Here is a 24,898-nt window from a genome sequence, read left to right as displayed (position 1 = left end):
AGACGGCTTGTCCCGCACCCATCCCCGCAAGTTCTCACGCTCTGAGACCACACGGGCCGAGGCATTCAGTGACGGTGTGTTCGCCATCGCCGTCACGCTTCTCGTCCTCAATCTCGCCGACCCTCCGCACAAACCGGGCGGCCTTGGCCGGGCTTTGCTGGCTCAGTGGCCTGCCTATCTCGGCTACCTGGCGTCCTTCGGCTATGTCGCGGTGATCTGGCTCAATCATCACCAGGCCTTCGTCCGGATCAGGACCATGGATCGCGGGCTGCATGCCGCCAACCTGTTTCTGCTGCTCACCACGGGGTTGTTGTCCTTTCCGACCGCGGTGGTGGCGGACGCGCTGCAGGCAGATCCCATGGGCACGGACGCGCGGGTGGCCGTCGCTCTGTACGCCGGCATCGCCGCAGCGATGTGCCTGAGCTGGGTGGCCTTCTACCAACAGATCTCCCGCCGGCCCGAGCTGCTGGACCCTGATGTGGAGGACACGTACGTGCGGCACGGTCGGCTTCGTTCCTGGGCCGGTGCCCTCGCCTACATCGCGGCCGGGCTGATGGGGGTGCTCATCGCACCGCTGCTGGCGATCGCCGTGTTCGTCCTCCTCCCTGTCTTCTACTTCGTCACCAGCGAAGGTCTGCCCAGTGGGACGGCTCCGCCTGGTGCCGGACATCGGGCCGACGAGACAGGTCGTGACGGTGTGGTCTGACGCGCTCTGGCCTCGGTGGCCTGGTAGCCGGGCGGACGCTGCCGCACGGGCGTCCAGCGCCCTGGGTCGGCCGAGGTGCTCCGCTTGCGGCCTGCGACGCGGCCGAGCCTCGCCGACTGTGACGTGACTCGCCAGGACACTCGTGGGCAGTGTCATCGGCGCCGACTCCGCCGCACCGGCGGGCGATGCGGATCGTGGACGGGGAGCGGCGGAGGAGGCGGCGGGTGGGCCGGTTTCACGGGCGGTCGCACCACCTGAGGCTCACGATGGCACCCGTCCCACCGGGATCAGATACAGGTAATCGTCATACGGGGACGCGACGGCCGGCCGTGTTCCTCCTGGTGAGGGCGTCGGGGAAGCCGTGCACGGTCGGCGCGACGAGCGGCAGCACCCGCTCTGCCCTGAGCGTAGGGTCGGCCTGTGGCGGTCTTCATGGAGCGGTGACCGAGACGTGAGCACGAACGGCTGCTCACCGGACGGGGCCGGTACGTCGCCGACTTGTCGGTGCCGGGGTGTCTGGACGCGGCGTTCGTGAGGAGTCCGGTGGCCCAGGGAGAACTGCGTGCGGTGGACTGCGCCGGTGCCCGCCGGGTCGCGGGGGTCGTGGGGGGCCTGGTCCGCGGCGGATCTGGCGGAGCTGTCGTGCTGCGCGCATGCGGCCGCGGACCTGCAGGACCTTCTTCCGTCCCGCACACGCTGCCGGCCAGGTTGTCGACGGAGGAGGCAGTGGCGGGCCGGGAGTGGCCAGTGCTGGTGGGTAGCGGCTCGCGACTGGTTCCGCGGCCCTCTCCAGACGGCGCGCCGCCCCGGCGAGCTGATCACGTCGATGCGGTTCCCACTGCTCGGCGAGGACACCGGCGTCGGTTTCATCGAGCACCGGCGCGCACCCACTTGTGCTTTGCGCAGGTGGCCGTGGCCGCGGCGCTGACCATGCGCGACGCGGTGATCGAGGAGGCGCGGACCGGGCTGGTCAACCGTGCCGACCGGCCGGTGCGGGCACGCGCCGCCGAGCAGGCGCTGACCGGCGCCGAGTTCGGCTCGCCCCCACCGGTCACCGGCTGCCCGACGAACGCCTGTTCGTGCGCGCGGGCCGTATCGCCGCAGAACAGGACGCCGCAGCCCCGGCCGAGCCGTACACCGCCCTGGAGTACCGACGGCATGCCCTCGCGGTGCTGGTCGGCCGAACGCTTCGACAGGCCGCGCAAGGAGTCTCCACGTGAAGATCACGCTCACGGTCAACGGTGAGACCTACCCACTCGATGTCGAACCGCGGCGTGTTCTGGCCGACGTACTGCGCGAGGACTGCGGGCTCACGGGCACACACCTCGGCTGCGAACACGGCGTCTGCGGGGCCCGCATGGTCCTGGCGGACGGTGAGGCCGTCTGACCCTGCCTCATGCTGGCCGTGCACTGCAACGGCAGTTCGGTACGCACGGACCGTGGAAGGACTGGCCGGACCAGACGGCGAATCCCATGGCGCGCTCAGTCGAAGCGCAGATCGGAGAGCTGCTTCTTGGACACGGTGAGGTCGTCCTCGGGCAGGGGATGGGCTGCTCTGGTGGCCAGGATCGAGGCCATCTCCCGGCCCGCACGGCGTATGCGTGCGGGCAGGCCTTCGGTGTGCGCGGCGCTGCCTGAACCCCAGTCCTCCGACGCGGCGTACACGCCGGCCGGGAGGACCACGGTCCGCAGGTAGGTGAAGAGTGGGCGCAGCGCGTGTTCCAGGACGAGAGAGTGGCGGGCAGTACCACCCGTCGCTCCGATCAGGACCGGCTTGCCCGTGAGGGCGCCCGGATCGATCAGATCGAAGAAGGATTTGAACAGCCCGCTGTACGAGGCGCTGAACACCGGCGTCACGGCGACCAGGCCGTCGGCGCTCGTCACCGCTTCGATCGCGCCGGCCAGCTGAGGTGGGGGGAATCCGGTGACGAGGTTGTTGGCGATGGCGACAGCCAAGGCACGCAACTCGATGACCTCCACGTCCGCCTTGTGGCCTTGATCGGCGAGCGCGTCGCGGACCGTGTCGGTGAGACGGTCCGCCAGCAGGCGGGTGGAAGAGGGGGTGCTCAGACCCCCGGATACGGCGACGACCTTCATGCGGCGGTCATCCCTTCCGAAGCGGTTTCCGGAGTGGCTTCCGCAGCCGCTGCGAGCAGGGACTGATGGGTCGGCGCTTCCGGCACGTCCGCGGGCCGGGCGTTCGCAAACTCCTTGCGCAGTACTGGTACGACCTCCTCGCCGAGCATGTCGATCTGCTCCAGGACGGTCTTCAGCGGCAGCCCGGCGTGGTCCATGAGGAAGAGCTGGCGCTGGTAGTCGCCGGCGTACTCGCGGAAGGCGAGCGTCTTCTCGATCACCTGCTGCGGCGAGCCGACGGTCAGCGGCGTCTGGTCGGTGAAGTCCTCCAGGGACGGTCCGTGTCCGTACACCGGCGCGACATCGAAGTACGGGCGGAACTCGCGCACCGCGTCCTGGGAGTTCTTCCGCATGAACACCTGGCCACCGAGGCCGACGATCGCCTGCTCGGGGGTGCCGTGCCCGTAGTGCGCGTACCGGGTCCGGTACAGCTCGACCATCCGCTTGGTGTGGTCGGCCGGCCAGAAGATGTTGTTGTGGAAGAAGCCGTCTCCGTAGTACGCGGCCAGTTCGGCGATCTCCGGGGAGCGGATGGAGCCGTGCCAGACGAAGGGCGGTACGCCGTCCAGCGGGCGCGGGGTGGAGGTGAAGCCCTGGAGTGGCGTGCGGAACTTGCCCTCCCAGTCCACGACGTCCTCGCGCCAGAGTCGGCGCAGCAGGCTGTAGTTCTCGATGGCGAGGTTGATGCCCTGGCGGATGTCCTGGCCGAACCAGGGGTAGACCGGCCCGGTGTTGCCGCGGCCCATCATCAGGTCCACGCGCCCGTCGGCCAGGTGCTGGAGCATCGCGAAGTCCTCCGCGATCTTCACCGGGTCGTTGGTGGTGATCAGGGTGGTGGACGTGGAGAGGACCAGCTTGTCCGTCTTCGCCGCGATGTAGCCGAGCATCGTGGTCGGCGAGGACGGCACGAACGGCGGGTTGTGGTGCTCGCCGGTGGCGAAGACGTCCAGGCCGACCTCCTCGGCCTTGAGCGCGATGGCGACCATGGCCTTGATCCGCTCCGCCTCGGTCGGGGTGCGTCCCGTGGTGGGGTCCGGTGTGACGTCGCCGACGCTGAAGATGCCGAACTGCAAGGTTCCTCCGGTTATCAGGTGATTGAGTGGTTCTCGAACGGTAGGAGTTCACCGCGTGGCCGGGATGACCGTGCGTGCACGGGAAGTGGTCTCACAGCGTTCTTCTCGGGGTGCCCTGGTCATCGGGGAGGAACTGCTGAGTCCCGAGCCGAAGTGCGCATGCGGTCAGGAGAAGGCACACGGTCCGGCACGACGTTCGGCGCGGCGACGCCGGGACGACCGGGAGGCCGACAGGCGTTCCCGTTGCCGTCAGGCGATGTGGCGCGGCAGCGCGGCGAACACCGGGGGTGCCTCGCCAGGAAGCCGCACCACCACGATCTCCCAGGTCGGTGCGTGCCGGTCGAGCCGGTATCGGGCCGATCGGGGAAGCGGTTCGAGATCGACGTGGGCATGACACAGATGCCCCAGGCCGTCGACCGGACCCCCGTGCTGGTCGCCTACGACGCATACCCGGCCGGGACTGCTCGCAGTAATCCAGCGGCGGAGCCGCGTCCTCCGCCGCCTACCGCCAGTGGATCGACGCCCTTCGCCGCCGGCATCGGCGACGACAGAGCGGCGGTCGTCGTCGAACCCGACGGCCTGGCCAACCTTCCCAGGGACTGCGGGTCCACCACCGATCCGACCGGCGAACTCACGGCCGCCCGCATCGCCGACCTCGCGTACGCCGTGGAGACCCTGAAGGCCAGACCCCCACCGCGGTCTACCTGGACGCCGGCAACGTCAAGTGGCGCGCCGTCGGCGACGTGGCCCAGCGGCTGCTGGACGCCGGGGTCCAGCACGGCGACGGCTCCGCCCTGAACGTCTCCAACAACCACCCCACCGACCACAACGCCCGATACGGCACCTGGATCGCCGAATGCATCTGGTACGCCACCGAAGGCCCCGAGCAGGCGCGCGGCCACACCGACTGGTGCGCCAGCCGGTACTACTCGTCCGCCGCCCCCAACGACGGCCCTCCCGGCGACGTCTCCCCCACAGACCCCACCACCTGGCGGTGGACCGACGCCTGGTTCGACCAGAGCGCAGGCACCCCGCCGGCCGACGAACTGCACCACTTCGTGATCGACACCAGCCGCAACGGCCGGGGCGCCTGGACCCCACCGCCGGGCAAGTACAGCGGGGCTCCTGAGACCTGGTGCAACGCACCCGGCCGCGGTCTCGGCCCGCGCCCCACCGCCGACACCGGCGTGCCGCTCGTCGACGCCTCCCTGCGGATCAAGACCCCGGTGAGTCCGACGGCAGCCGCACCCGCAACACCGGCGGCACGATCGCCCCGAATACGGCATCGTCGACCCGCCCGTCGGCGCCCGGTGGCCCGACCAGGCCCATGCACTGGCCCGCAACGCGGTACCGCGCCTGACCTTCGACCGCTGAGCCGGGTCGGACACCTCCGTACGCGTCCGGTCGCCGAGGTGTTTCATCTCGTGATCGCCGGTCACCGGGTGCGGGTGGGTGGGCTTCGGGTTGCTCGTGCCGGCCGCGTGCGAGTCTGTGCCGCCTACCGTCGCGGGCAGGGACCCGGCTCCACCGGGCCGAGCCGGATCTCGACGTCGACCATCCGCACCCCGCCGCGTCTCTACGCGCCGGCGAAGGAGCCGCTCCGTATGGCATGACCGGCGATCGCGGCTCCGACCAGCCGCCTCTCGAAGGACTGGAGTAGCTGTTCAAGATCCGTCGCGTCGAACGACGTCGCATCCGCCTCGAGACTGATTCCGGCCGTCTCGGACATGTCCCACACAATGAGGGAACCTGCGCGCCGCGCACTCGGACAAGGCGCTGCCCCGAATCCGCTGACCGGGCGCGCTCCCGCCAGGTTGCTTGCCGCCGCCCGTTGCTCAGGTCCAGCGCCGAGGTGCGGGGCTTGGTTCGGCGGTGAGCACGACGGTTCCATCACCGGTGGGCGGGGTTCGGTGTCAGAGGGTTCGGGCCGCGGCGGTGTCACGGAGGAGTCCGGCGAACGTCAGAGCGGCGGGGGTGAGCGAGTGGTCGGCCATGCGCACCAGCAGAATGCGGCGGACGGGGGCCGGCGGCTGGAGGGGCAGGACGGCGACGCCGGGTCGGATGCCCTCCAGGGCCAGTGTGGGGGCGAGGGCGACGCCGATGCCGGCGGCGACCATGGCCTGGGCTTCCTGGTAGTCGTGGGCCTCGTAGGCGATGTGGGGCTCGAAGCCGACGGCGCGACAGCCGCGGACGAGGGCTTCGGCCACCGGGTGATGATCGGCGCGGGTGATCCAGGGGTCGTGTGCGAAGTCGGCGAGTGAGGCGGCGTCGCGGTCGGCGAGCGGATGGTGGTCGCTGACGAGAAGGGCCGGCGGGTCGTCGAGGAGTGGGGTGACGACGATGTCCTCCCGGTCGATTCGGCTCCAGTCGTAGTCCCACATCAGCGACATCTCGATCTCCCGGTTCTCCAGCATCGTCCAGAGCCCGGCGATGCGGGCGCTGCGGACGGTCAGCCGTATGTCGGGGTGGGCGTTGCGGAAGGCGATCACGGCCTGCGGGAGGAGCGAGGCGCCGACGGTGGGGAAGGTGCCGATGCGCAGGGTGCCCGCCCGCAGGCCGGCGAAGTCGGCGAGTTCGTTTTCCGCGGCCTGGAGTTCGCGTTCGATCCGTTGCCCTCGTTCGGCCAGCGCTCGTCCGGCGTCGGTGAGGGTGACGCCCCGGGCGTGGCGTTCGAGCAGGGGCTGGCCTGCCTCTGCTTCCAGGCGGCTGATCTGCTGCGATACCGCTGACGGGGTGTAGTTGAGGGCGCGGGCTGTCGCGGTCACCGAGCCGCGCCGGGCGACCTCCGTGAACAGCAGGATGCGCCGGACGTCGAGCATGCCACCCTCTCCAGCGTTCACTTGAGCTTAATAGCCATGCAGATTTCCGAGATTGTACTTCACGCTGCTGTAACCCACCGTGGAGGACACCACGCACGGCGAGACCGTCGGTGGCTTCCCCTTCCACGTCTGTGAGGAGTCAGTTGTGCTGCGTCTGCAGGGCGAGATGATCCGCGGAGGAACCAGCAAGTGCTGGATCTTCGACCACCGCGACGTGGCCGCCACGGGCGTGGATGTCGATGCCCTCCTGCTCGCCGCCTTCAACGCCGCCGACCCCCGCCAGATCGACGGTGTGGGCGGCGCCTCCTCCACCACCTCCAAGGCCGCCGTCGTACAGGCGTCGACCCAGGCCGGCGTGGATGTCGAGTACGCCTTCGCACAGGTCGGGATCGGCGACGAGCGCGTGGAGTGGGCAAGCAACTGCGGCAACTGTGCCACCGCCGTGGCCCTGTACGCCGTCCACCACGAGCTCGTGCCGATCACGTCGGACACCACCACAGTCCGCATGCTCAACGTCAACACCGGGGCCCGCCTCACCGGCACGATCCCCACCCCCGCGGGCGTGGCCCCGGAGGAGGGCACGGCCGTGGTGCCGGGTACCTCGGCGCCGGGCGTGCCGGTCCTGCTCGGGTTTCAGGACCCGGCGGGCTCGACGACCGGCCGCGCTCTGCCGACCGGCCGGGCACTGGACGAGCTGACCGGCCCGGACGGCCTTGTCGAGGCATCCCTGGTGGACGCAGGCGCTCCGGCCGCGCTGTTCGAGGCCAAGGCGTTCGGCCTCGACGGCACGGAATCCCTCACCGCGTTCGCCGCCGCAGTGCCCGCGCTGACGCTGCTGCGCCGCCAGGCAGCGCTGGCCATGGGCCTGGCCCGCGAGGGCGATCCGGTCAGCCACGCGGTGCCGAAGGTGGGCATCGTCGCCCGGCCCGCCCCCTATCGCAGCACACAGGGCATACTCGTCAACCAGGACGAGTACGACCTGGCCGTGCGCATGGTCTCCATGCACGCCCCGCACCCGGCGATCGGCCTGACCTCGGCCGTGGCCCTGGCCGCGGCCGCCGCCACCCCTGGCACCCTCGCCCACCGCGTCGCCCGGCAGACCGCCGACGGCACGCTGCGCCTGGGCACCCCCGCCGGCGTGGTCACCACCCAAGCCGTCCCCGCACCGGACGGCGCGTCCCCCACGGTGCTGCTGCACCGCGCCGCCCGGCGTATCGCCCGAGCCGAACTCCTCGTTCCCGTCCTGGAAGGACGCCCCGCATGAGCCGCAACGACGCCGCCCCGGGTACCGTCACCGCACCACCGGGCCGCATCCGCCGGATGCTGTCCCACCTCTACATCCAGTGCCTGATCGCCGTCCTCCTCGGCGCCGCCGTGGGTGGGCTGTGGCCGTCCGTCGGCGCTGACCTCAAGCCGCTCGGCGACGGCTTCATCGCGCTGGTGAAGATGTTCATCGCGCCGATCATCTTCTGCACGGTCGTCCACGGCATCGCCTCCATGGGCAACGCCCGCGCGGTCGGCCGCGTGAGCCTGAAGGCTCTGGTCTACTTCGAGGTGCTGACCACCGTGGCCATGGTGATCGGCCTGGTCGTCGTCAACGTGGTCAAGCCGGGCAGCGGTCTGCACATCGACCTCTCGACCCTGTCCGCCAAGGGCCTGCCGCCGGAGGCGACCACGGCCCACGAGGGCTTCGCCGCCTTCCTCCTCGCCATCATCCCGGCCACCCTGGTCAGCGCCCTGACCGGCAACGAGATCCTGCCGGTGCTGCTGGTGTCGGTGCTGTTCGGATTCGGACTGCACGCCGGCGGAGAGGCCGGCCTGAGCATCGCCCGGGGCGTCGAGAAGTTCTCCACAGTCCTGTTCACGCTCATCCGCTGGATCATGCGGCTGGCCCCCATCGGCGCGTTCGGCTCGATGGCTTTCACCATCGGCCACTACGGCCTGGGCACCCTGCGCCACCTGGCCCTGCTGGTCGGCTCGTTCTGGCTGACGGCCCTCTTCTTCGTCCTGGTCGTCCTCGGGACCGTGATGCGCCTGAACGGACTGAGACTGCTGCCCTTCCTGCGCTACATCAAGGAAGAGCTGCTGATCGTCCTGGGCACCTCCTCCACCGAGCCCGTTCTGCCCCGCATGATGGCCAAGCTTCAGCACGCGGGCGCCTCGAAACCGGTCGTCGGCATCACGCTGCCCGCCGGGTACTCCTTCAACCTCGACGGCACCGCCATCTACCTGACCATGGGCTCGGTCTTCCTCGCCCAGGCCCTCGGCATCCACCTCAGCCTCACCCAGCAGCTGGCCATGCTCGCCGTCATGCTGCTCACCTCCAAGGGCGCCGCAGGCGTCACCGGCTCCGGCTTCATCGCCCTGGCCGCCACGCTCAGCGCCGTCCCACACGTCCCGGTCGCCGCCCTCGCCCTGATCTTCGGCGTCGACCGGTTCATGTCCGAAGCCCGCGCCCTGACCAGCCTGGTCGGCAACGGCGTCGCGACCCTGGCCGTCGCCCGCTGGGAGGGCGAGCTCGACGAGGACCGCGCCAAGGCCGTCCTGCGCGGCGAGATCCCCTACACCCCCACCCCCACTCCCTCCACGGTGCCGGCCGAGCCCGATCCCAAGCAGACGCCCGCACCCGAGGCAATGCCCGAACCAACTCGCGATCCGGTCCCCGCCGCAAGCTGATTCGCGTGGGCGGGCCGGCCCAGAGCAGATGCTCCGGGCCGGCCCGCCCACGTCTCAACAGGGCGTCGTACTCGCCGTCCTGGCTGATCAGGAACGTCTTGCCTTCTGGTACGCCCAGTCGTCCAATCGCCGATCAGGTCCGGCGAACGCCTCCTAGCCGGAGACCCGGCAACCGAATGCATCCTGCCTGCAGGACCGCGGCCCCTGGCTCGTCCACTGCGGCGAACTCCCCCTGATCCGCAGCAGGTTGATCCGGCTGAAGGTCGAGCATCTGCCCGGCGATCGCGTCTGTTGCCGCCGCACCCCTCGGCTCGTGGATGGCTTCAAGCGGTGTGTCGGCGCGCCCCGTCCACGGCGAGGTGGGCCGGGTGTGGGGAGCGGAGCACGCACAGGGTGATCTCGCTGGGGGCGAAGACGCGGAACAGCGGGCCCCGGAAGCCTGGCTGGCGTGCCAGGAGCAGGACGGGCAGGTCGGTGCGCGGCTCCGGCGAGGTGGGCGCGGTGGCCTGCCAGGCCGGAGGACTCTGCCGTGACGTCAGCCTACAACCGGGCCACGGGATGCCCGATGAGCACCTCGGCGACCACCCGCCCCGCCACCGCCGGGGACAGCACGGCCGTCCACGGCTGTGCGTAGCGCTCGTGGCCGCGGAGGCTGACGAGTTCGCGGCCTCGGTCCACCTGGGCAGGCGGTGGGCGGCGGCGAAGTAGCACAGGTGCTGCTCGACGGTGACGACCTGGCCGCCGTGTGCCGGATGACGAACTCCTCGGCCGGCTGGAAGCGTTGCGGGGTGAGGAACACGTGGCCGACGTGGTCGTTGATCCGAGTCAGCGGTCCTGGCGCGCGTGTCAGGAAAGACTCCACTGCTGGCTCGTCGCGCCGGTGCCCGATTCCTGGTCCACGGCCGCCCCGCTGATGGTCGAGGCGCTCGCGACACCGATGTCCAAGTCGCTGCCCACGCCGGCGAGCATGTAAGTGTTGCCGGTGTAGCTGCCGACGAGGTCGAGGAACCATTCTTGGTTGGTCCCGCCGTTGCAGGTCCACTGCTGCAGTTGCAGGCCGGTGGCGGTCGACTGGTTCGGCACGTCCAGGCAAAGGCCGCTCTTCACGCTCTTGAGCGTGTAGATGTTGTCCCCCACCCGCGTGAGCGTCCACTGCTGGTTGGTACCGCCGGTGGACGGCCACTGGATGATCTTGGCGCCGTTCGCCGTGGAGCCGCTCGACACATCCATCAGCATGGAGCTGTTGACATCCTTCAGGGTGTGGACGCCCTCAGCGGGGATCCCGCTGTCGGCCGTCCAGGTTCCCGCTGCGGTGTCGAGCGACCAGGTGGGGTACTGGCCGAGGTTCACCGTCGTTCCCCTGATGGTCAGGGGCAGCCAGATCAGTTTCGACGCGCCGAGGTCGGAGGTGTTCCAGCGGTCGCCGGCGTAGATGTAGGTGGTGCCGGAGGAGCCCTGGACGGTGATGACGTTCGCCGTCTGGCTGCCGTAGGTGTGGGTGCCGGGTGCGGCCAAGTCACGGAACGACGACCAGGGGCCGCCCAGTGACGTGGCGGTGGCGTAGATGTTGTCGTTGAGGCCCCAGCCCGTCAGGTGCGAGCCGAAGACGTAGTAGGTGCCGTTGGCCTTGACCATGGCGGGCGCCTCGACGCTGCCGCTGCTGCCGCTGCTGCCGAGCACCGCCACAGCGCTGTCCACGGACAGGTAGTCGGCGGACAGCTTGTCGATGCGCAGGCCGTTGTTGCGGTCCTCGCTCAGCAGATAGGCGGTGCCGTCGGTGTCCTGGAACAGGCCGAGGTCACGGCTGAGGTTGCCCAGCGGCCGGAAGCTTCCCCGGTAGGTGTAGGGGCCGCAGGGGGTGCTGCTGGTCGCCACACCGACCTTGGCCTCGGAGTAGTTGGTGCTGTCGATGTGCATGTACATCACGTAGGTGCTGGTCGAGGCGTTGTAGATGACCTTGGGTCGCTCCACGACGCGGCTCGGCCCCAGGTCGCCGCTGCTCTGCTTGGCCAGGGCGACGCCCCGGTAGGTCCAGTTGGCCAGATCCGTCGAGGTGTAGCAGGGGATGTCCTGGAACGACGTGTCCGACGACGTCTCGCCGGTCTTGTCCTCCCCGAAGCCGTACCAGGTGCTGCCCACCTTGATGATGCCGAGGCCGTGCAGTTGCAGCGCGTTCCCGTTCTGGTCGGTGCGCGCGGCGCCCATGGTGAACGACGCCGAGGCGGCGTGCGCCTCGGTCGCCGGAAGCAGGAGCGCCGCAAGGCCTCCCAGCAGGGTCAGTAACGCGGCGGCTCTGCGCCGCCATCGGCCGGCGGGCGTCCGGGCAACTCCCTTGAACATGTGCGTCCCTCTCTGTCGAGGTTGACGGTCCCTTGGTGTCGGCGGAGACCCATGAGAGTCGTGGCATGTTTGCGGCGTCAAGGATGGCGTTCGAATTTGTTTAAGCTTGACCGGCTCGCGGGACACGCAGCCGGGCTCGCCAGGGCCGCAAGTCGCCCGGACTGTCCAGGATTTCGGACATGTGAGGGGAGGATACGAGGGGTTGACCTCTGGTTCGGGATAGGCGTAGAAACTTCGGGGCAGTCGGAATCTGTTACTTGCTGGTTGAGTTTGTTGGAAACCATATCCAAGCGAGGTGGAACGACTGTGAAGGTGTCAGGGCCTCAGGAACCCTCCCGCCGCAGGGTGCTCAAGGGCGCGGCCGTCGCCGCCGCAACGGCCGCGCTGGGCATCGGCAGCACATATCCGTCCGAGGCCTCGGACCCCTCCGTCACCGCGACATCGCCCGACGGCACCACCAGCATCACCATGTCGCTGACGGGCGGCTCGCTCCAGTGGTCGGCCCGGCGCAAGGGCGCGACAGTCGTGGCCGGTTCGGCCATGGGCCTGCGGCTGAGCGACGGAACCACCCTCGGCACCGACGCCGTTCTGACGAACTACCAGCACTGGCACGTCGACCGCACATGGAACCCGGTGTACGGCCGCAACGCGACCGTCTTGGACGCCTACCAGGAGATGCGCTGGAACCTCCGGGACAAGCGCACCTCCATCAACTTCGGTGTCCAGATCCGGGCCTACGCGACCGGAGTCGCGTTCCGTTATGTCCTGCTGGACTCGGGCACCGCCACCATCGCCGGCGAACTGACGACGTTCGCCTTCCCGGACGGCACCCTCGTCTACAGCGCGCGGGACGAGGACGACTACCACCCGGTCGCGCCCGGCTCCATCCCGCCCACCGGAACCTCCTCCACGGACAGCGGCCCCCTGACCGACCTCCCCCTCGCCGCGACCTACAGCGGCGGGCTCATCGCCTGCGTCTGCGAGTCGGACCGCGTCAACCACCCGCGGCTGATGCTCAGTTCGGTCTCCGGACAGCCCAACACCCTCGCCGCGTACCTGATGCAGCACACCGCGCGCGGCTCTGGAACGGCCCAGACGACCTCCACCGTCAGTACACCGTTCGTCACGCCCTGGCGCGCGGTGGTGATCGGCTCCACCCACGCCGAACTGGTCGACAACGCGGAGCTGGTGCTCAACCTGGCCCCGGCCGGCGCCCTCGCCGACACGTCGTGGATCAGACCGGGCAAGGTCTTCCGGTGCAACCTGACCACCGCGGACGGGCTGGCGGGCGTCGACTTCGCCGCCGCCCGCGGCCTGCAGTACATCGAGTACGACTCGGGGTGGTACGGCCCGGAGCACACCTCGGCCGACGCCACGCAGCCGATCTCCGCCATCGACCTGCCCAAGGTCATCTCCCACGCCACCGGCAAAGGAATCGGCGTCCTCCTCTACGTCAACCCCATGGCCCTGAGCAGCCCGGACAGCCTGTTCGCCCTCTACCAGAGATGGGGCGTCGCGGGCGTCAAGCTGGGCTTCATCAACGACGGCACACAGGCGATGACGAACCGGATCACCGCCTGGGTCAGGACAGCGGCCAGGTACAAACTGCTGATCGACACGCACGACGACGTACGGCCGTTCGGCTTCGAACGGACCTACCCCAACTGGATCAGTCTGGAGGGTGTGCGGGGCAACGAGCACTTCCCGACCGCCACCCACAACGTCACCCTGCCCTTCACCCGCAACATCGGCGGGCCCATGGACTACACCATCTGCTACGGCCAGTCCCGCGACCGGACGACCAACGCCCACCAGATGGCGATGGCCGCCGTGTACTACCAGCCCCTGGAGTTCCTGTACTGGTACGACGCCCCCTCGAAGTACTCCACCCCCTCCAACTGGCCAGGGCTGCCCTGGTTCGACGCCATACCCACCGTCTGGGACCAGAGCAGGACCCTCGCCGGTGCGATCGGCGAGTACATCGCGGTCGCCCGGCGCAGCGGCACCACCTGGTACCTGGGGGCGATGACCAACGAGACCGCCCGGACCCTCCCGGTCCCGCTGTCCTTCCTCGGCAGCGGCACCTACACCGCCACGATCTACGCCGACGGAACACCGGGCAGCAGCCCGTATCAGACCCCGGTCGTCGTGAGCACACGGACCGTGACCTCGTCGACCACGCTGAGCGTCGCGATGGCCCCTGCGGGCGGCCAGGCGGTCGTCCTGACCCAAGGATGAGCGGTCGTGCGCTCGAGTCCCCGGAATGAGTACTACTTATTTTGGGAGGGAGCGGCCTCGGCCGGGGCTGCGGTCGGCGGTCGATCGCCACCGAATACAACTCATAAGTAGCGGGTTTGGAGGAGGGGACAGCACAGATGAGACCCCTACGCATCGGCGCAGGGACGGCCAAGGCCCTCGCGGCGGCCACCGTCGTCTTCGCGGCCGTACCGCCCGCTCAACCCGCCTACGCGGCCACGACGAACTTCTACGTCGACCCTGTCAACGGCAGTGAAAGGAACTCGGGAACCAGTACCGCCGCAGCGTTCAAGACCATTCAGGCCGCCAAGGCCGCGGTCCGAGCCGTCAACGCGAACATGTCCGACGACATCGTCGTGAACCTGCGCGGAGGCATCTACCCCCTCACCACCCCCATCACCTTCGGCACCAGTGACTCGGGCACGAACGGCCACACAGTCGTCTACCAGGCGTACAACGGTGAGACGCCCGTGATCACCAGCGGCAGGGCGATCATCGGCTGGACCGCGGCGGCGGGCGGCGAGTACAAGGCGCCCGTGGGCACCCTCGACTTCCGGCAGATGTACGTCAACGGGGTCCGCGCCACCCGGGCCCGCTACCCCGACATCGGCTCGGACTTCCAGCTGCAGGGCAGTGACAAAACCAGGTCGACCTGGGGCAGGCCTACCAGCTCGTTTTCACTGACGACCCGTCAGGACCTGGATCGGCCCGCTACCCGTGGCCACTTCGAGATCCGGGCCTCCAACGACCCGTCGTTCGCCACGTACACCGTCCTGCAACGCCAGACGGACACGCTGCCGCTCGCCTCGACACTCACGGGCAACATCGACGTCCGCCAGAAGTTCCGCTATGTGCGGGTCGCCAAGACCGACGGCGCGTACTTCTTCATCGCGGACTTCAGCGTGCAGCAGGCCGGCGAGGCGCTGGAGGACTCGACCGGTACACCGAACATCAACGCGTCGACGTACTACACGATCAAGAACGTCAACAGCGGGCAGCTGATGGACGTGTACCAGAACTCCACCGCCGACGGCGCGCACGTCGTCCAGTGGCCGAGCAACAGTGGTGCCAACCAGCAGTGGGACATCGTTCCGGTCAGCGGTCAGCTCTACAGGATCGTGAACCGGAACAGCGGCAAGGTCCTCGACATCAACGCCTCCAGTCACCGGAAGGGGACCGCCCTGCAGCAGTACACCTACGGCGGCGGCAACAACCAGCTGTGGTACTTCGAGCCGACCAGCGGTGGGTACGTCATCCGCAACTTCGAGAGCAGGCAGGTCCTGGAGGTCGGCGGCGGATCGACGGCTGACGGAGCCGCCATCAGTCAGTGGATGCCGCTGAACCAGTCCAACCAGGCCTGGACCATCCAGTGACCTGCTGTCCCCGTATCGACTAACAAGGGAGTTCATCGTGCCTGCGCTGCTCATGCTCCGACGACTGCGCCGGGGGGTGGTTGTCCGCCTGGCCGCGGTGGCGCTCGCCTTCGCCGGCCTTGGCGCCTTCAGCGGTGCTGCACAGGCCGCCACGCAGGGACCCTGCGACATCTACGCGGCCGGCGGCACGCCGTGCGTGGCGGCGCACAGCACCACCCGCGCCCTGTTCGCCTCCTACGACGGCCCGCTCTACCAAGTGCAGCGGGCGTCGGACAACACGTTGCAGAACATCGGGGTGCTGTCCGCCGGAGGTGTCGCCAACGCCGCGGCCGAGGACTCGTTCTGCGCGGGCACCAGCTGCACCGTCACCCGCGTCTACGACCAGACCGGCGGCGGCAACACCCTGGTCTACCAGGGACCCGGCGGGACCGGCGGCGCCGACACGGCGGCCACCGCGACCACCGAAGCGCTCAGCGTGGGCGGCCAGAAGGCTTACGCGCTGTACATCAACCCCGGCAACAGCTACTTCGCATACAACTCCACCGGGGGCGTGCCGACCGGCAGCTCGCCCGAGGGCGCATACATGGTCACCAGCGGCACGCACGTCAACAACAGCTGCTGCTTCGACTACGGCAACACCGAGATCGACCACAAGGCCGACGGCAACAGCGCCATGGACGCGATCAACTTCGGCACGGAATGCTGGTTCGGCGGCTGCAGCGGAACCGGACCGTGGGTGCAGGCGGACCTGGAGAACGGCCTGTTCTCCGGCGGCAGCAAGACGTGGAACCCCAACCAGGTCTCCCAGACCAGCCGCTTCGTCACCGCGATGCTCAAGAACAACGGCACCACCCAGATGGCGCTCAAGGGCGCAAACGCCGAGTCCGGGAGCCTGACCCAGCTCTACAGCGGCGCACTGCCCAGCGGATACAACCCGATGCACAAGCAGGGCGCCATCATCCTCGGCAGCGGCGGCGACTGCTGCCAGACCAACCGCAACGCGAGCGCGGGCACCTTCTACGAGGGCGCCATGGTCAAGGGCTACCCCTCCGACACCACCGACGCCGCGGTCCAGGCCAACATCGCCGCGGCCGGCTACAGCACCGACACCGCCACCCCCTTCACCCCGGGCACGAAGGTGTCACTGCGGGCCACCACCTCGTGCTGCACCAGCGACTACCTGCAGCACGACACGAGCGACGACAAGGTCGTGATCGCGCCGGTGACCTCCAGCAGTTCCGCCACCGACAAGGGCAACGCCACCTGGATCGTCCGCACCGGCCTGGCCGACAGCAACTGCGTCTCCTTCGAGTCGGCCAACACACCCGGCCGTTACCTCAGGCACTACGCGTTCCAGCTCCACCTGGAGCCCAATGCCGGCACCAGCCAGTTCGCCGCCGACGCCACCTTCTGCCCCAAGCCGGGAAACAGCGGCACGGGTTACTCCCTGCAGTCCTTCAACTACCCAGCCAGGTACATCCGCCACTACCGATTCACCGGCTACATCGCGAGCAACGGCGGGACCAACGCCTGGGACACGCCGTCGTCGTGGGCCCAGGACACCAGCTGGCTCGCCGCATCTCCCTGGAGCTGACGAGCAAGCGGCACGCTCAGCCAGTGACGCGGTGGAAGGTCCACCGCTGGTTGGAGCCGCCGGTGTCGCGGTACTGGATGAGCGCGGCACCGTCGGCCGTACTGCCTCCGCTGACGTCGAGCACCTTCCCGCTGTTGCGATACGGCCATGCCGGGCGAGTACCCGAACGTGCTGGTGATGCCGTAGTAGTCGGCGCCGACCCGGATGCAGTTCCAGTCGCTGAAGTCGCCCGGGAGGATGGGATTGACGTAGGTGCCGTCGCCTTGGTCGCCCCACGTTCCGGCCGGGGGCACGGCTCTGGTGATGTCCACGATGTCCGCCCTTGGAGGGAATCAGTCCACGTTCACCGCTTGCCACAGCTGGCCGGCGGCGTTCGTGTCCGTCGTCTGCACGAGCTGGGCGCCTGCTGTCGTCGACGAGCCGGACACCGCGAGCAGCTTGCCGCTGTTCACATTCTTGATCTTGTAGTGGCCGTCTCCGCCGGCGACCAGGGTCCAGTGCTGGCTCGCACCGTTGTTGTCGGGCTGCTGGATGACGGTCGCGCCGTCAGCGGTGGACCCGCTGGTGATATCCAGCAGCTGACCGCTGTTCTGGTTGACGATCTCGTAGCTGCCGTCACCCACCGCGACCCACCGCCAGCGCTGGTTCTGCGCTCCGGTGTCGTTCCACTGGATGACGTTCGCCCCGGCGGAGGCCGATCCGCCCGAGACGTCGATCGTCTTGCCGCTGTTCTTGTTGAGGATCTTGTAGAACGCGTTCGTGGAGGGGAAGGGGATGGAGGCGAACGCGTCCAGCGCGCAGACGGTGTCGGAAGAGGCCGCGTTCTTCGTTCCGGCGCACACGACCTTGATCGTGTGGGGGCCCGCGGCGAGATCCGTCTTCTCGAACAGCGGCACCTGTTTCGTCACCGTGGAGGCATAGGCGTCGATGCCCGGCTGCGCCAGGGCGCCGTCGATGTAGACGTCGACCTTCCCCATGTTCGGCTGCTTCATGCCGAGATACCGAACGCCCGAGCCGGTGAACGCGTACTGGACGTAGTCGCCCGCCCTGCTCGTGTACTTCTCGGATCCCTTGAAGTCGCGTGAGTCGTTCCAGTTCGACCAGCCGGAGGAGTAGGTGGGACCGGAGTCCTTGTCGTCGACGTAGGCCCATCGCTGCCGTACGAGCGACTTCGACGCGGGGGATGCGTTCCCCTGGGCGTCCACGACGTAGAGGCGGTAGTCGCCGGGCGTCGGCGGGACACCGATGGTCGTCGCGGTTCCGGCTGCCTTCGTCATGGTGGGGCCGACGGCGAACGTCGTCGTACCGGAGGGAGCCAGCCAGTAGGTCCTGGTCGCGTCACCGATGGTGCGGAGGGGGATGGACGACACGCCCTTGCCGGTGAACGTGCTCGCGGGCAGGGCGTAGTCCTGCAGGCCCAGGTTGCTCCGGGGGACGATGTCCTTGTAGGCGTCCTCCAGGCCGGAGTTCACGGCGATGTCGTACGCCTGTGGCGGCCACACGTTGTCCGCGTACGCGTGCACGTCCTGGATGGTGCTGTTCGGGACGTTCTTGCTGGCGATCTTGTTGACGGTGCCGTAGGTGTTGGTGATGCTCAGGTCGTGCTGCCGGCCCCAGGTGCCGGAGTTGATGGTGTAGGCCAGGTTCGGGTCGACATCGAGCACGTTGTCGTGCTCGTTGATGTAGGCGGAGCCTTCATCGGGGTGCATTCCGTACTTGTGACCGGCCGGAACGCCCTGGATGTAGTTGTTGCTGATCTCGGTTCCCGGCTGGCTGCCCAGTGTGTAGATCGGAGCGGAGTCGTCGAGCAACTGCATCGTGTCGACGATCTGGTTGTGGCTGATGGTGTTGTTCCTCGCCGTGGTGGTCGGCACGCCGGGGCGGATCGAGTTCGCAGATCCGTCGAAGTTCCACCATCCCCAGCCGAGGGTGACGCCCGCCCATGGGGACTTCTCGATCCGGTTGTACTGCACGGACAGGGAATCGGTGAAGTACGCCGACACGGGGCTGGACCCCTGGAACAACACCGCGCTGTCGTAGAGGTAGTTGTCCGTGATCGAGATGTTCTTGCAGACGCCCTCGACGTTCACCGGGTACTTCTCGTGGTTGGTAGAGGTGTGGTCCCCGATGTACACGTGCTGGGGGTGTCCCACGGTGATGGCGGATCCGGCGGTGTCGTTCGTGACGTTGCCGGTCAGCTGCGAGTCCGTCACATCGTTGACCATGTTGATTCCGTCGGCGCCGGTGTGCTGCACCGTGTTGCGCTGCAGGTCGATCCCGTCGGCGTTCTCCATCTGTACGGCACCCGGCGGCAGGTCGACGTTGCGGTAGGTGTAGGCGTGGAAGTTCTGCCTCGCGTACACGGTCGAGTCGGCGTTGCCCTGCTGGCCCTGCCGGAAGACGGAGCCCGCGACATTGACCAGGTTCCAGTCGGAGTGCTCGATCGTGAGCCCGGAGAACGTGATGTTCCGCGCGTGGTCGGTCGTGGACGTGCCGGCGATCCTGATGAGGGTGGACACGTTGTTCGGCGCGAAGACCTGCGCCGACGTCATGTCCTCGGAGCCGGACTTGTAGTAGTACAGCGTGTGGCTCGTCCTGTCGAAGTAGAACTCGCCCGGCCGGTCCAGGAATTCGTACGCGTTCATGAACGTGTGGCTGCCACTGCCGGCGTTGAATCTGCCGTTCGGCGGTCCCTGGGCAATGGCCGCACCCGGCTGCTGGAACAGGGCCACGCGATTGGCGCCGTCCGAGCTCGTGGTGATCTGCCGGACCCCCACGATGGCCGTGGTCCAGGTCGTCGCCGACTTGATCTCGACGTCGTCCTGGTTGGCGGCGACGGCGGGCAGATCCGAGAGGCTGTACTTGGCTCCGTCGCACTGCGAACCAGACTCCCAGGCCCAGGGAGCCTGACCTGCCGTGATGGAGTAGGTCCCGTAGCATCCGGCCGAGTTGATCGTCTTCGAGGCCATCTGGGCGCGTTTACCGTTGACGTACAGCGCGCGGAGCTTGTCGTCGCGGTTCAGCGGGGCCTTCCAGATGTTCCCGCTGTGCTGGGTCCAGCCGGTCACCTGAACGCCTCCGTTCAGCACCGGCTTCTCGTTCTGGTAGGCGGCGTACACCACACGGTGGCCGTTCGTTCCGGAGTCGGCCGGCGTGAAGTCGATGGTGCTGGTCACCGGGTAGTTGCCGCCGCGGAGATAGACGTTGATGTCTGCGGTCATGTTGCTGTTGACCGTGCGCACGACGTCCCGTGCGTGCTGCAGGGTCCTGAACGGCGCCGTGATCGTCCCGGCGTTGGCGTCGTCGCCGTCGGGGGCGATGTAGTAGGTAGCCTGGGTCGCGGCCGAGGCCGGGGCCGGCGTCGTGAGGGATGTCAGCAGCACCGCGGACAGAGCCGTCGAAAGCACTGCTGACACCGTGCGGATGGTGGAGGTGAGGGGCTTCATCGTCTGCCCCTCCTGCTGCTGCGGACGGTCGGGAACGCGTTCATGCGGCGGCTCCGGGGTTGTTGTCAGTGCGGTTGACACGGATCTGCATCCGCCCGGCACTTGAGCGTCCCGATGGCTCGGAAGCGCCGGTGAGCGGCGACCTCGCGGATCAGGGACGACTCTCGGCAGGCTCGGGGTCCGGGGTGCGGGCGGCGGGGTGGCGGACTGGGAGTGTCATCGTGTTCTCAGGGTCCCTTCAGCACGAGCGCCGAAGGTCAGCTGCGGGCGGGAAGGCCGTAGAAGGCGGTCGCGGTGCCGGCGAGGACAGCGTGGATCTCGGTGGCGGAACAGCCGTCGAGCAGTGCGTCCACGGTGGCGGCCCAGCGGTTCCAACCGCCCGCGAGGTTCGCGACCGGCCAGTCGGAGCCGAACATCAGGCGGTCGGCGCCGAAGGCGGTGAGCAGGATGTCCCAGACCGGGCGGATGTCGGCGGACGTCCACCTCTTGTGGTCCGCCTCGGTGATCAGCCCCGACACCTTGCAGACCACGTGTGGGTGTGCGGCCAGCAGAGACATCTGGCGTTCCCAGTCGGCCAGGTCACCGTCGGCGATCGGCGGCTTGCCCGCGTGGTCGAGTACCTGGGGCAGGTCGGGGAAGCGTTCGGCCAGCCGGATCGCCTGGCCGAGCTGGTGGCTGCGGACGAGCACGTCGTAGCGGAGCCCGCGGTCCCGCACAGCCGCCAACCCGCGTTCGACGTCGGGGCGTTGCAGCCAGTCCGGGTCCGTCTCGCCCTGGACCAGGTGACGCAGGGACCGCAGATGTGTCCCGCCCGGCCCGGCGAGCAGTCGGTCCAGTACCTCGCCGATCGCCGGCGACGTCAGGTCGGCCCAGCCGACGACGGCCCCGATCAGCGGTTCCCGCTCCGTGAGCGCGAGCAGGTACTCCGTCTCGGGCACGTCCGGTATGCACTGCACGGCCACCGTGCTGTGCAGACGGCGGCCCGCGACGGTCCGGCTGGCGGTGGTACGCAGGTCGTCGGGGGTGAAGGTGCGGCGGATCGCTGTCAGGACGGGGTCGTCGAGCCAGGGTTGCGGACGCTGGTCGAGGTCCCACAGGTGGTGGTGGGCGTCGATGAGGGGCAGGCTCGAGGTCACGGGGGATCCAAGTCGGGTCGGTCCGGTGCGGGCGGGTCAGGCCGTGGCGTCGTCGCCTGGCGGACTCAGGTGCCAGATCTCGGTGAGTTCCGTCCACTGGCGCGCGTCGCCCCGGTCGGGCCACGGCTCCTGGCAGGGGTCGGTGAGCTTCCACCACTCCTGGGTTTCGGGGTCGGCTTCCAGTGCCGCCATGTCGGCCTCGAAGTCGTCGCCGTGGTACTCGAGGTAGGCGAACAGCACATCGCCGTGGAGGAAGATGCTGTAGTCGCGGATGTTCGACCGGTGCAGGGCGTGCTCGACGCCGGGCCAGACGGCGGAGTGGAGTTCGAGGTACTCGCGGCGGCGTTCGGGCCGGAGCCTGATGGTCTGGGCGATGCGTTTCATCACGCACTCTCCTGAGAGGTGAAGGGCGTCCGGTAGCCGGGGGTGTTGGCACGCAGCCGGAGGCGCAGGGCGAGTCGTATGCGGGTGGACGCGGGCAGCCGGACCGTCAGGTAGGCGCTGTCGCAGACCTGCTCCGTCTCGGTTACGACGGGCTCGCGGTGGCCGTAGTCGTACATGTCACCGATCCAGCCGTCGTCCACGCAGGTCGTGTACCGGACAGCGGTGATGGTGTGCTCGGCGAAGGCGCCCGCCTGGACGATCACCGTGCGCTCGGCCTCAGGGGATAGGTTCACCAGCTCGACGGTCGTCGCCTCGGGGTCGATGGAGGTGACCAGTGCGGCCACGTCCGGCGGCAGGCCGGCGCGGCGGGCCTCGGCGTCGTGGTAGCGCAGCCGGGCCTGCTGCAGGCCGCCGTTGTACAGCACCTGGGGCCCGCCCCAGGTCAGCTGGACGAGGGCCTCGGTGACCACAGGGTTGGACTGCTGCCAGACGTGGATGTCGGCCTCGGGCACGTCCAGGTCGCGGTAGCGGTCGATGCGCCGCAGGCGGTGGCGGACCTGGGCCTGGGCGATGGCGAGGATCCGCTCGGGATAGCCGGGGTCGTCGCCGGCGAGGAAGGCGAACCACGCCTTCTCGTGCCCGGACTCCTCCTTGGCCCGGAACGGCCGGACGGTGCGCCAGTCGATGCCGTCGGCCTCACGCAGCCGCTCCAGCCGGGCGCGGTCGGCGTCGGAGGCCGTGTGGTGCCACAGGGCCACCGGTACGGGCGCGGTGACGGGGTTGTAGTCGAACCAGCCCGAGTCGTTGTGGCGGAACGGCAGGTGCGGTGTGGGGGTGCGGACGTCGGGGCCGAGTTCGACCGCCCACTTGGAGGGAAGGCTGGAGTCCGCCTCGGTGTGCGGCATCACCTTGGCGTGACCGATGAGGGTGTCGAGCGAGGTCGCGACCATGGAGAGGTAGCCGTCGTCCCCGGTGACCGTGGCCGCCGCGAGCGCCGCCACACAGGCCGCGTGGCCCACGCTGTGCCAGCCGTGCGGCCAGGACCAGCCGTAGTGGCCGCCGTACCAGCGACCCTCCAGCAGGCTGCCCACGACCCCGTCCGGGCCGGCGTTGTCCGGGACGAGACCGCCGTTGGCCTCGGTGCGCTCCCGCCACGCGCCCACGTACTCGGCGATCCACTCGCGGTAGCGCTCCTCGCCGGACAGGATCCAGGCGTTGAGGACCAGCCCGGTCGCGGCGAGGTTGACCGCGGTGTCGCCGACGGCCATCCGGTCCCGCATCTGCGTGCCGAGGCGTGGGTCCGCGGAGAGCGGGTAGGGGCCGCCGTCGGCCTCGGGGATCCAGTCGAGCGGGAAGCCGTACGTCTGCGCTTCCCTGGGCAGCCAGGGATAGACGTCGCCGTCGAACAGGCCGGTGCGGTCGGGGTCGCTGCCGTTGTGCGGGCGGGTGATGACGCGGTGGGCGGGGTCGTAGTTGCCCTTGGCCGGGTCGACGTACAGCTCGGCGAAACGCAGGGCGCGCTCACGCCAGCGGTCAGGGGCGGCCATGCACAGGAAGTAGAGCAGGAGCAGGCTCTCGCCCTGGTGGAACCAGTCGTAGCCGCGTTCGAACTCGTCGTGCAGCATGCCCAGTTCGGTGAGCTGCCGGGTCACGCCCTCCCAGTGCTGCTCAGTGGCGGGCAGCAGGTCGTCGGCGCCGCCGAGGAGGTACAGCTGGGGCCAGTTGAAGAACACCTCGTAGAAGTCGTCCACACCGTCGCGGGTGGTCAGCGGGCCGGTGTACTTCAGTCGTCCGTCGGGGCCGGTGAAGTCGCGGGCGAAGCGGCGCCAGGCATGGTCGAGGAGGTCGAAAAGGGACCGCTGGGCCACGGCCCAGCCCGGTGGTTCGAGCAGCGGCACCCCCGCCTCGATCTCGGGTGGCGCGACCGGGTGGTCGCAGGCGGCGTCCTCGGCCGTGGTTCGGTCGGCAGAGCTGAAGGGCATGGGAGAACTCCGTTCGGGGCAGGCGGCGGGACGGCGCACGCCGGGACGACGGCCGGGACGGGCCGCTATTCCTTGGTGGCGCCGGCGAGCATCCCGCTGACCAGGAAGCGCTGGGCGAAAAGGAAGACGATCAGCACGGGCGTGATGGCCACGAGCGTCGCCAGGGCCAGCTGCGGGCGCTGGATCGCCAGGTCACCAACGGTCGGATTGAAGGACGGCACGTTGCTGAGCAGGGTTCCGATTCCCACCTGGATGGGCATCTGGCTGCTCTCGGGGAGCATGACGTACGGCAGGAAGTAGTTGGTCCAGTTGGCGACGAAGCTGAAGAAGCCCACGAGTGCGACGACCGGGGTCGCCAGCGGCAGCGCGATGTGCCAGAAGACGCGGAACTCCGAGCAGCCGTCCACCCGCGCCGCGGCCAGCAGGTCCTTCGGGACGGCGGTGGTGAAGTAGATGTACGTCAGGTACACGCCGAACGGATAGAACGAGTACGGCAGGATGATCGACCACATGGTGCCGATCAGATGCACCGCGTTGATCTCCAGGAACAGCGGCACCACCAGCGTGGCGTTCGGCATGAGCATCACGACCAGGGTCGCGACCAGCAGGGTGTGGCGGCCGCGGAACTCGGTCATGGCCAGGGCGTATCCCGCGGGAACGGCGACACCGAGGGTGATGACCAGCGAGATCACCGCGTAGAGGGCCGAGTTGCCCAGCCACTGCATGACGGCGTTGTCCTGGAACCCCGTGAGCGCATGCCAGTTGGCTTTCAGCGCGTGCCACGACCCGAAGGACAGCGGGTTGTCGTGGACCAGCTGCTGGTCGGTCTTGGTCGCCGCGAGGACGAGCCACAGCACCGGCAGCACGAAGAAGGCGAGGAACACGGCCAGTACGGATCCGGTCAGCAGCCGGGAGGGCAGGTGCCCTACGGGCCGGCTGTGCGGCGGCTGGTGGTGAGATCGGCTCATGAGGGGCGC

Annotated in this window: 21 protein-coding genes and 1 pseudogene; 10 read left to right on the top strand and 12 right to left on the bottom strand. The window is 68.9% G+C overall.

What is annotated here, in order from left to right:
- The first annotated feature begins 7 nt into the window (after positions 1-7).
- The 3 genes from ACZ5NH_RS02700 to ACZ5NH_RS02690 all read left to right on the top strand — a co-directional run bounded on the left by ACZ5NH_RS02700 (position 8) and on the right by ACZ5NH_RS02690 (position 2,093).
- Positions 8-706 carry a TMEM175 family protein gene (locus ACZ5NH_RS02700; RefSeq protein WP_468772602.1) on the top strand — a complete coding sequence of 233 codons (699 nt, stop codon included), beginning with the start codon at positions 8-10 and terminating at the stop codon, positions 704-706.
- Between the two features lie 930 nt (positions 707-1,636).
- Positions 1,637-1,951, top strand: a complete 315-nt coding sequence (locus ACZ5NH_RS02695; RefSeq protein WP_468772675.1) for a hypothetical protein — start codon at positions 1,637-1,639, stop codon at positions 1,949-1,951.
- Complete coding sequence (locus tag ACZ5NH_RS02690; protein WP_468772601.1) at positions 1,923-2,093, top strand: 2Fe-2S iron-sulfur cluster-binding protein; 171 nt, start codon at positions 1,923-1,925, stop codon at positions 2,091-2,093. Before ACZ5NH_RS02695 ends, ACZ5NH_RS02690 begins: the two co-directional genes overlap by 29 nt.
- 95 nt (positions 2,094-2,188) lie before the next feature.
- Here ACZ5NH_RS02690 and ACZ5NH_RS02685 read toward each other — a convergent pair whose 3' ends face one another.
- On the bottom strand, positions 2,189-2,803 hold the full coding sequence (locus tag ACZ5NH_RS02685; protein WP_468772600.1) for an FMN reductase: 615 nt from the start codon (positions 2,801-2,803) through the stop codon (positions 2,189-2,191).
- On the bottom strand, positions 2,800-3,915 hold the full coding sequence (locus ACZ5NH_RS02680) for an LLM class flavin-dependent oxidoreductase (RefSeq protein WP_468772599.1): 1,116 nt from the start codon (positions 3,913-3,915) through the stop codon (positions 2,800-2,802). Before ACZ5NH_RS02680 ends, ACZ5NH_RS02685 begins: the two co-directional genes overlap by 4 nt.
- Positions 3,916-4,305: 390 nt before the next feature.
- On the opposite strand from ACZ5NH_RS02680, the gene ACZ5NH_RS02675 reads away from it, so the two are divergent.
- Positions 4,306-4,713 (top strand): hypothetical protein, encoded by a 408-nt coding sequence (locus ACZ5NH_RS02675; protein ID WP_468772598.1) that lies wholly within the window; start codon positions 4,306-4,308, stop codon positions 4,711-4,713.
- Positions 4,659-5,528 carry a glycoside hydrolase family 6 protein gene (locus tag ACZ5NH_RS02670; RefSeq protein ID WP_468772597.1) on the top strand — a complete coding sequence of 290 codons (870 nt, stop codon included), beginning with the start codon at positions 4,659-4,661 and terminating at the stop codon, positions 5,526-5,528. Before ACZ5NH_RS02675 ends, ACZ5NH_RS02670 begins: the two co-directional genes overlap by 55 nt.
- Positions 5,529-5,828: 300 nt before the next feature.
- On the opposite strand, the gene ACZ5NH_RS02665 is transcribed toward ACZ5NH_RS02670, so the two are convergent.
- A complete protein-coding gene (locus tag ACZ5NH_RS02665; RefSeq protein ID WP_468772674.1) occupies positions 5,829-6,734 on the bottom strand; it encodes a LysR family transcriptional regulator in 906 nt (301 codons plus the stop codon).
- 145 nt (positions 6,735-6,879) lie between these two features.
- On the opposite strand from ACZ5NH_RS02665, the gene ACZ5NH_RS02660 reads away from it, so the two are divergent.
- Positions 6,880-7,998, top strand: a complete 1,119-nt coding sequence (locus tag ACZ5NH_RS02660; RefSeq protein ID WP_468772596.1) for a PrpF domain-containing protein — start codon at positions 6,880-6,882, stop codon at positions 7,996-7,998.
- On the top strand, positions 7,995-9,410 hold the full coding sequence (gene dctA, locus ACZ5NH_RS02655; RefSeq protein ID WP_468772595.1) for a C4-dicarboxylate transporter DctA: 1,416 nt from the start codon (positions 7,995-7,997) through the stop codon (positions 9,408-9,410). Before ACZ5NH_RS02660 ends, dctA begins: the two co-directional genes overlap by 4 nt.
- A gap of 323 nt (positions 9,411-9,733) precedes the next feature.
- On the opposite strand, the pseudogene ACZ5NH_RS02650 reads toward dctA, so the two are convergent.
- From ACZ5NH_RS02650 to ACZ5NH_RS02640, 3 genes and pseudogenes are all read right to left on the bottom strand, one after another.
- Positions 9,734-9,947 (bottom strand): annotated as a pseudogene (locus ACZ5NH_RS02650) (hypothetical protein); the annotation flags it as partial.
- Between the two features lie 3 nt (positions 9,948-9,950).
- Positions 9,951-10,088, bottom strand: coding sequence for a hypothetical protein (locus ACZ5NH_RS02645; protein WP_468772594.1), 138 nt, complete (start codon positions 10,086-10,088; stop codon positions 9,951-9,953).
- A 168-nt stretch (positions 10,089-10,256) separates the two neighbouring features.
- Positions 10,257-11,750, bottom strand: coding sequence for an RICIN domain-containing protein (locus ACZ5NH_RS02640; RefSeq protein WP_468772593.1), 1,494 nt, complete (start codon positions 11,748-11,750; stop codon positions 10,257-10,259).
- Positions 11,751-12,062: 312 nt separating this feature from the next.
- On the opposite strand from ACZ5NH_RS02640, the gene ACZ5NH_RS02635 reads away from it, so the two are divergent.
- The 3 genes from ACZ5NH_RS02635 to ACZ5NH_RS02625 all read left to right on the top strand — a co-directional run bounded on the left by ACZ5NH_RS02635 (position 12,063) and on the right by ACZ5NH_RS02625 (position 16,973).
- Entirely contained in the window at positions 12,063-13,988 is a 1,926-nt protein-coding gene (locus ACZ5NH_RS02635) for a glycoside hydrolase family 97 protein (protein ID WP_468772592.1), read from the top strand.
- A gap of 137 nt (positions 13,989-14,125) precedes the next feature.
- Positions 14,126-15,379 carry an RICIN domain-containing protein gene (locus tag ACZ5NH_RS02630; RefSeq protein WP_468772591.1) on the top strand — a complete coding sequence of 418 codons (1,254 nt, stop codon included), beginning with the start codon at positions 14,126-14,128 and terminating at the stop codon, positions 15,377-15,379.
- A gap of 52 nt (positions 15,380-15,431) precedes the next feature.
- Positions 15,432-16,973, top strand: a complete 1,542-nt coding sequence (locus tag ACZ5NH_RS02625) for an alpha-L-arabinofuranosidase B (protein ID WP_468772673.1) — start codon at positions 15,432-15,434, stop codon at positions 16,971-16,973.
- 16 nt (positions 16,974-16,989) lie between these two features.
- On the opposite strand, the gene ACZ5NH_RS02620 is transcribed toward ACZ5NH_RS02625, so the two are convergent.
- The 6 genes from ACZ5NH_RS02620 to ACZ5NH_RS02595 form a co-directional block, all read right to left on the bottom strand.
- Positions 16,990-17,097 carry an RICIN domain-containing protein gene (locus tag ACZ5NH_RS02620; RefSeq protein ID WP_468772590.1) on the bottom strand — a complete coding sequence of 36 codons (108 nt, stop codon included), beginning with the start codon at positions 17,095-17,097 and terminating at the stop codon, positions 16,990-16,992.
- A gap of 208 nt (positions 17,098-17,305) precedes the next feature.
- Entirely contained in the window at positions 17,306-20,389 is a 3,084-nt protein-coding gene (locus ACZ5NH_RS02615; RefSeq protein WP_468772589.1) for an RICIN domain-containing protein, read from the bottom strand.
- A gap of 287 nt (positions 20,390-20,676) precedes the next feature.
- Positions 20,677-21,555: an amidohydrolase family protein gene (locus ACZ5NH_RS02610; protein ID WP_468772588.1), complete on the bottom strand. Its 879-nt coding sequence runs from the start codon at positions 21,553-21,555 to the stop codon at positions 20,677-20,679.
- A gap of 36 nt (positions 21,556-21,591) precedes the next feature.
- The gene (locus tag ACZ5NH_RS02605) at positions 21,592-21,939 is read right to left on the bottom strand and encodes an L-rhamnose mutarotase (protein ID WP_468772587.1); all 348 of its coding nucleotides are present in this window, start codon (positions 21,937-21,939) and stop codon (positions 21,592-21,594) included.
- Positions 21,939-23,921, bottom strand: coding sequence for a DUF8034 domain-containing protein (locus tag ACZ5NH_RS02600; protein ID WP_468772586.1), 1,983 nt, complete (start codon positions 23,919-23,921; stop codon positions 21,939-21,941). Before ACZ5NH_RS02600 ends, ACZ5NH_RS02605 begins: the two co-directional genes overlap by 1 nt.
- 65 nt (positions 23,922-23,986) lie before the next feature.
- Positions 23,987-24,889 (bottom strand): carbohydrate ABC transporter permease, encoded by a 903-nt coding sequence (locus tag ACZ5NH_RS02595; RefSeq protein ID WP_468772585.1) that lies wholly within the window; start codon positions 24,887-24,889, stop codon positions 23,987-23,989.
- Between the last annotated feature and the right edge of the window lie 9 nt (positions 24,890-24,898).

It is taken from the genome of Streptomyces sp. NPDC031426, assembly GCF_055581585.1.
Note: the sequence above shows the minus strand (reverse complement) of the source record. Positions and strands in the feature narration are given on the sequence as shown.

Excerpts from the sequence above, each read along its gene's own strand:
- ACZ5NH_RS02675 (WP_468772598.1), top strand. The coding sequence starts at position 4,306 with ATGACACAGATGCCCCAGGCCGTCGACCGGACCCCCGTGCTGGTCGCC.
- ACZ5NH_RS02685 (WP_468772600.1), bottom strand. The coding sequence starts at position 2,803 with ATGAAGGTCGTCGCCGTATCCGGGGGTCTGAGCACCCCCTCTTCCACC.
- ACZ5NH_RS02695 (WP_468772675.1), top strand. The coding sequence starts at position 1,637 with ATGCGCGACGCGGTGATCGAGGAGGCGCGGACCGGGCTGGTCAACCGT.
- ACZ5NH_RS02600 (WP_468772586.1), bottom strand. The coding sequence starts at position 23,921 with ATGCCCTTCAGCTCTGCCGACCGAACCACGGCCGAGGACGCCGCCTGC.
- ACZ5NH_RS02605 (WP_468772587.1), bottom strand. The coding sequence starts at position 21,939 with ATGAAACGCATCGCCCAGACCATCAGGCTCCGGCCCGAACGCCGCCGC.
- ACZ5NH_RS02665 (WP_468772674.1), bottom strand. The coding sequence starts at position 6,734 with ATGCTCGACGTCCGGCGCATCCTGCTGTTCACGGAGGTCGCCCGGCGC.
- ACZ5NH_RS02640 (WP_468772593.1), bottom strand. The coding sequence starts at position 11,750 with ATGTTCAAGGGAGTTGCCCGGACGCCCGCCGGCCGATGGCGGCGCAGA.
- dctA (WP_468772595.1), top strand. The coding sequence starts at position 7,995 with ATGAGCCGCAACGACGCCGCCCCGGGTACCGTCACCGCACCACCGGGC.
- ACZ5NH_RS02630 (WP_468772591.1), top strand. The coding sequence starts at position 14,126 with ATGAGACCCCTACGCATCGGCGCAGGGACGGCCAAGGCCCTCGCGGCG.
- ACZ5NH_RS02595 (WP_468772585.1), bottom strand. The coding sequence starts at position 24,889 with ATGAGCCGATCTCACCACCAGCCGCCGCACAGCCGGCCCGTAGGGCAC.
- ACZ5NH_RS02625 (WP_468772673.1), top strand. The coding sequence starts at position 15,432 with ATGCTCCGACGACTGCGCCGGGGGGTGGTTGTCCGCCTGGCCGCGGTG.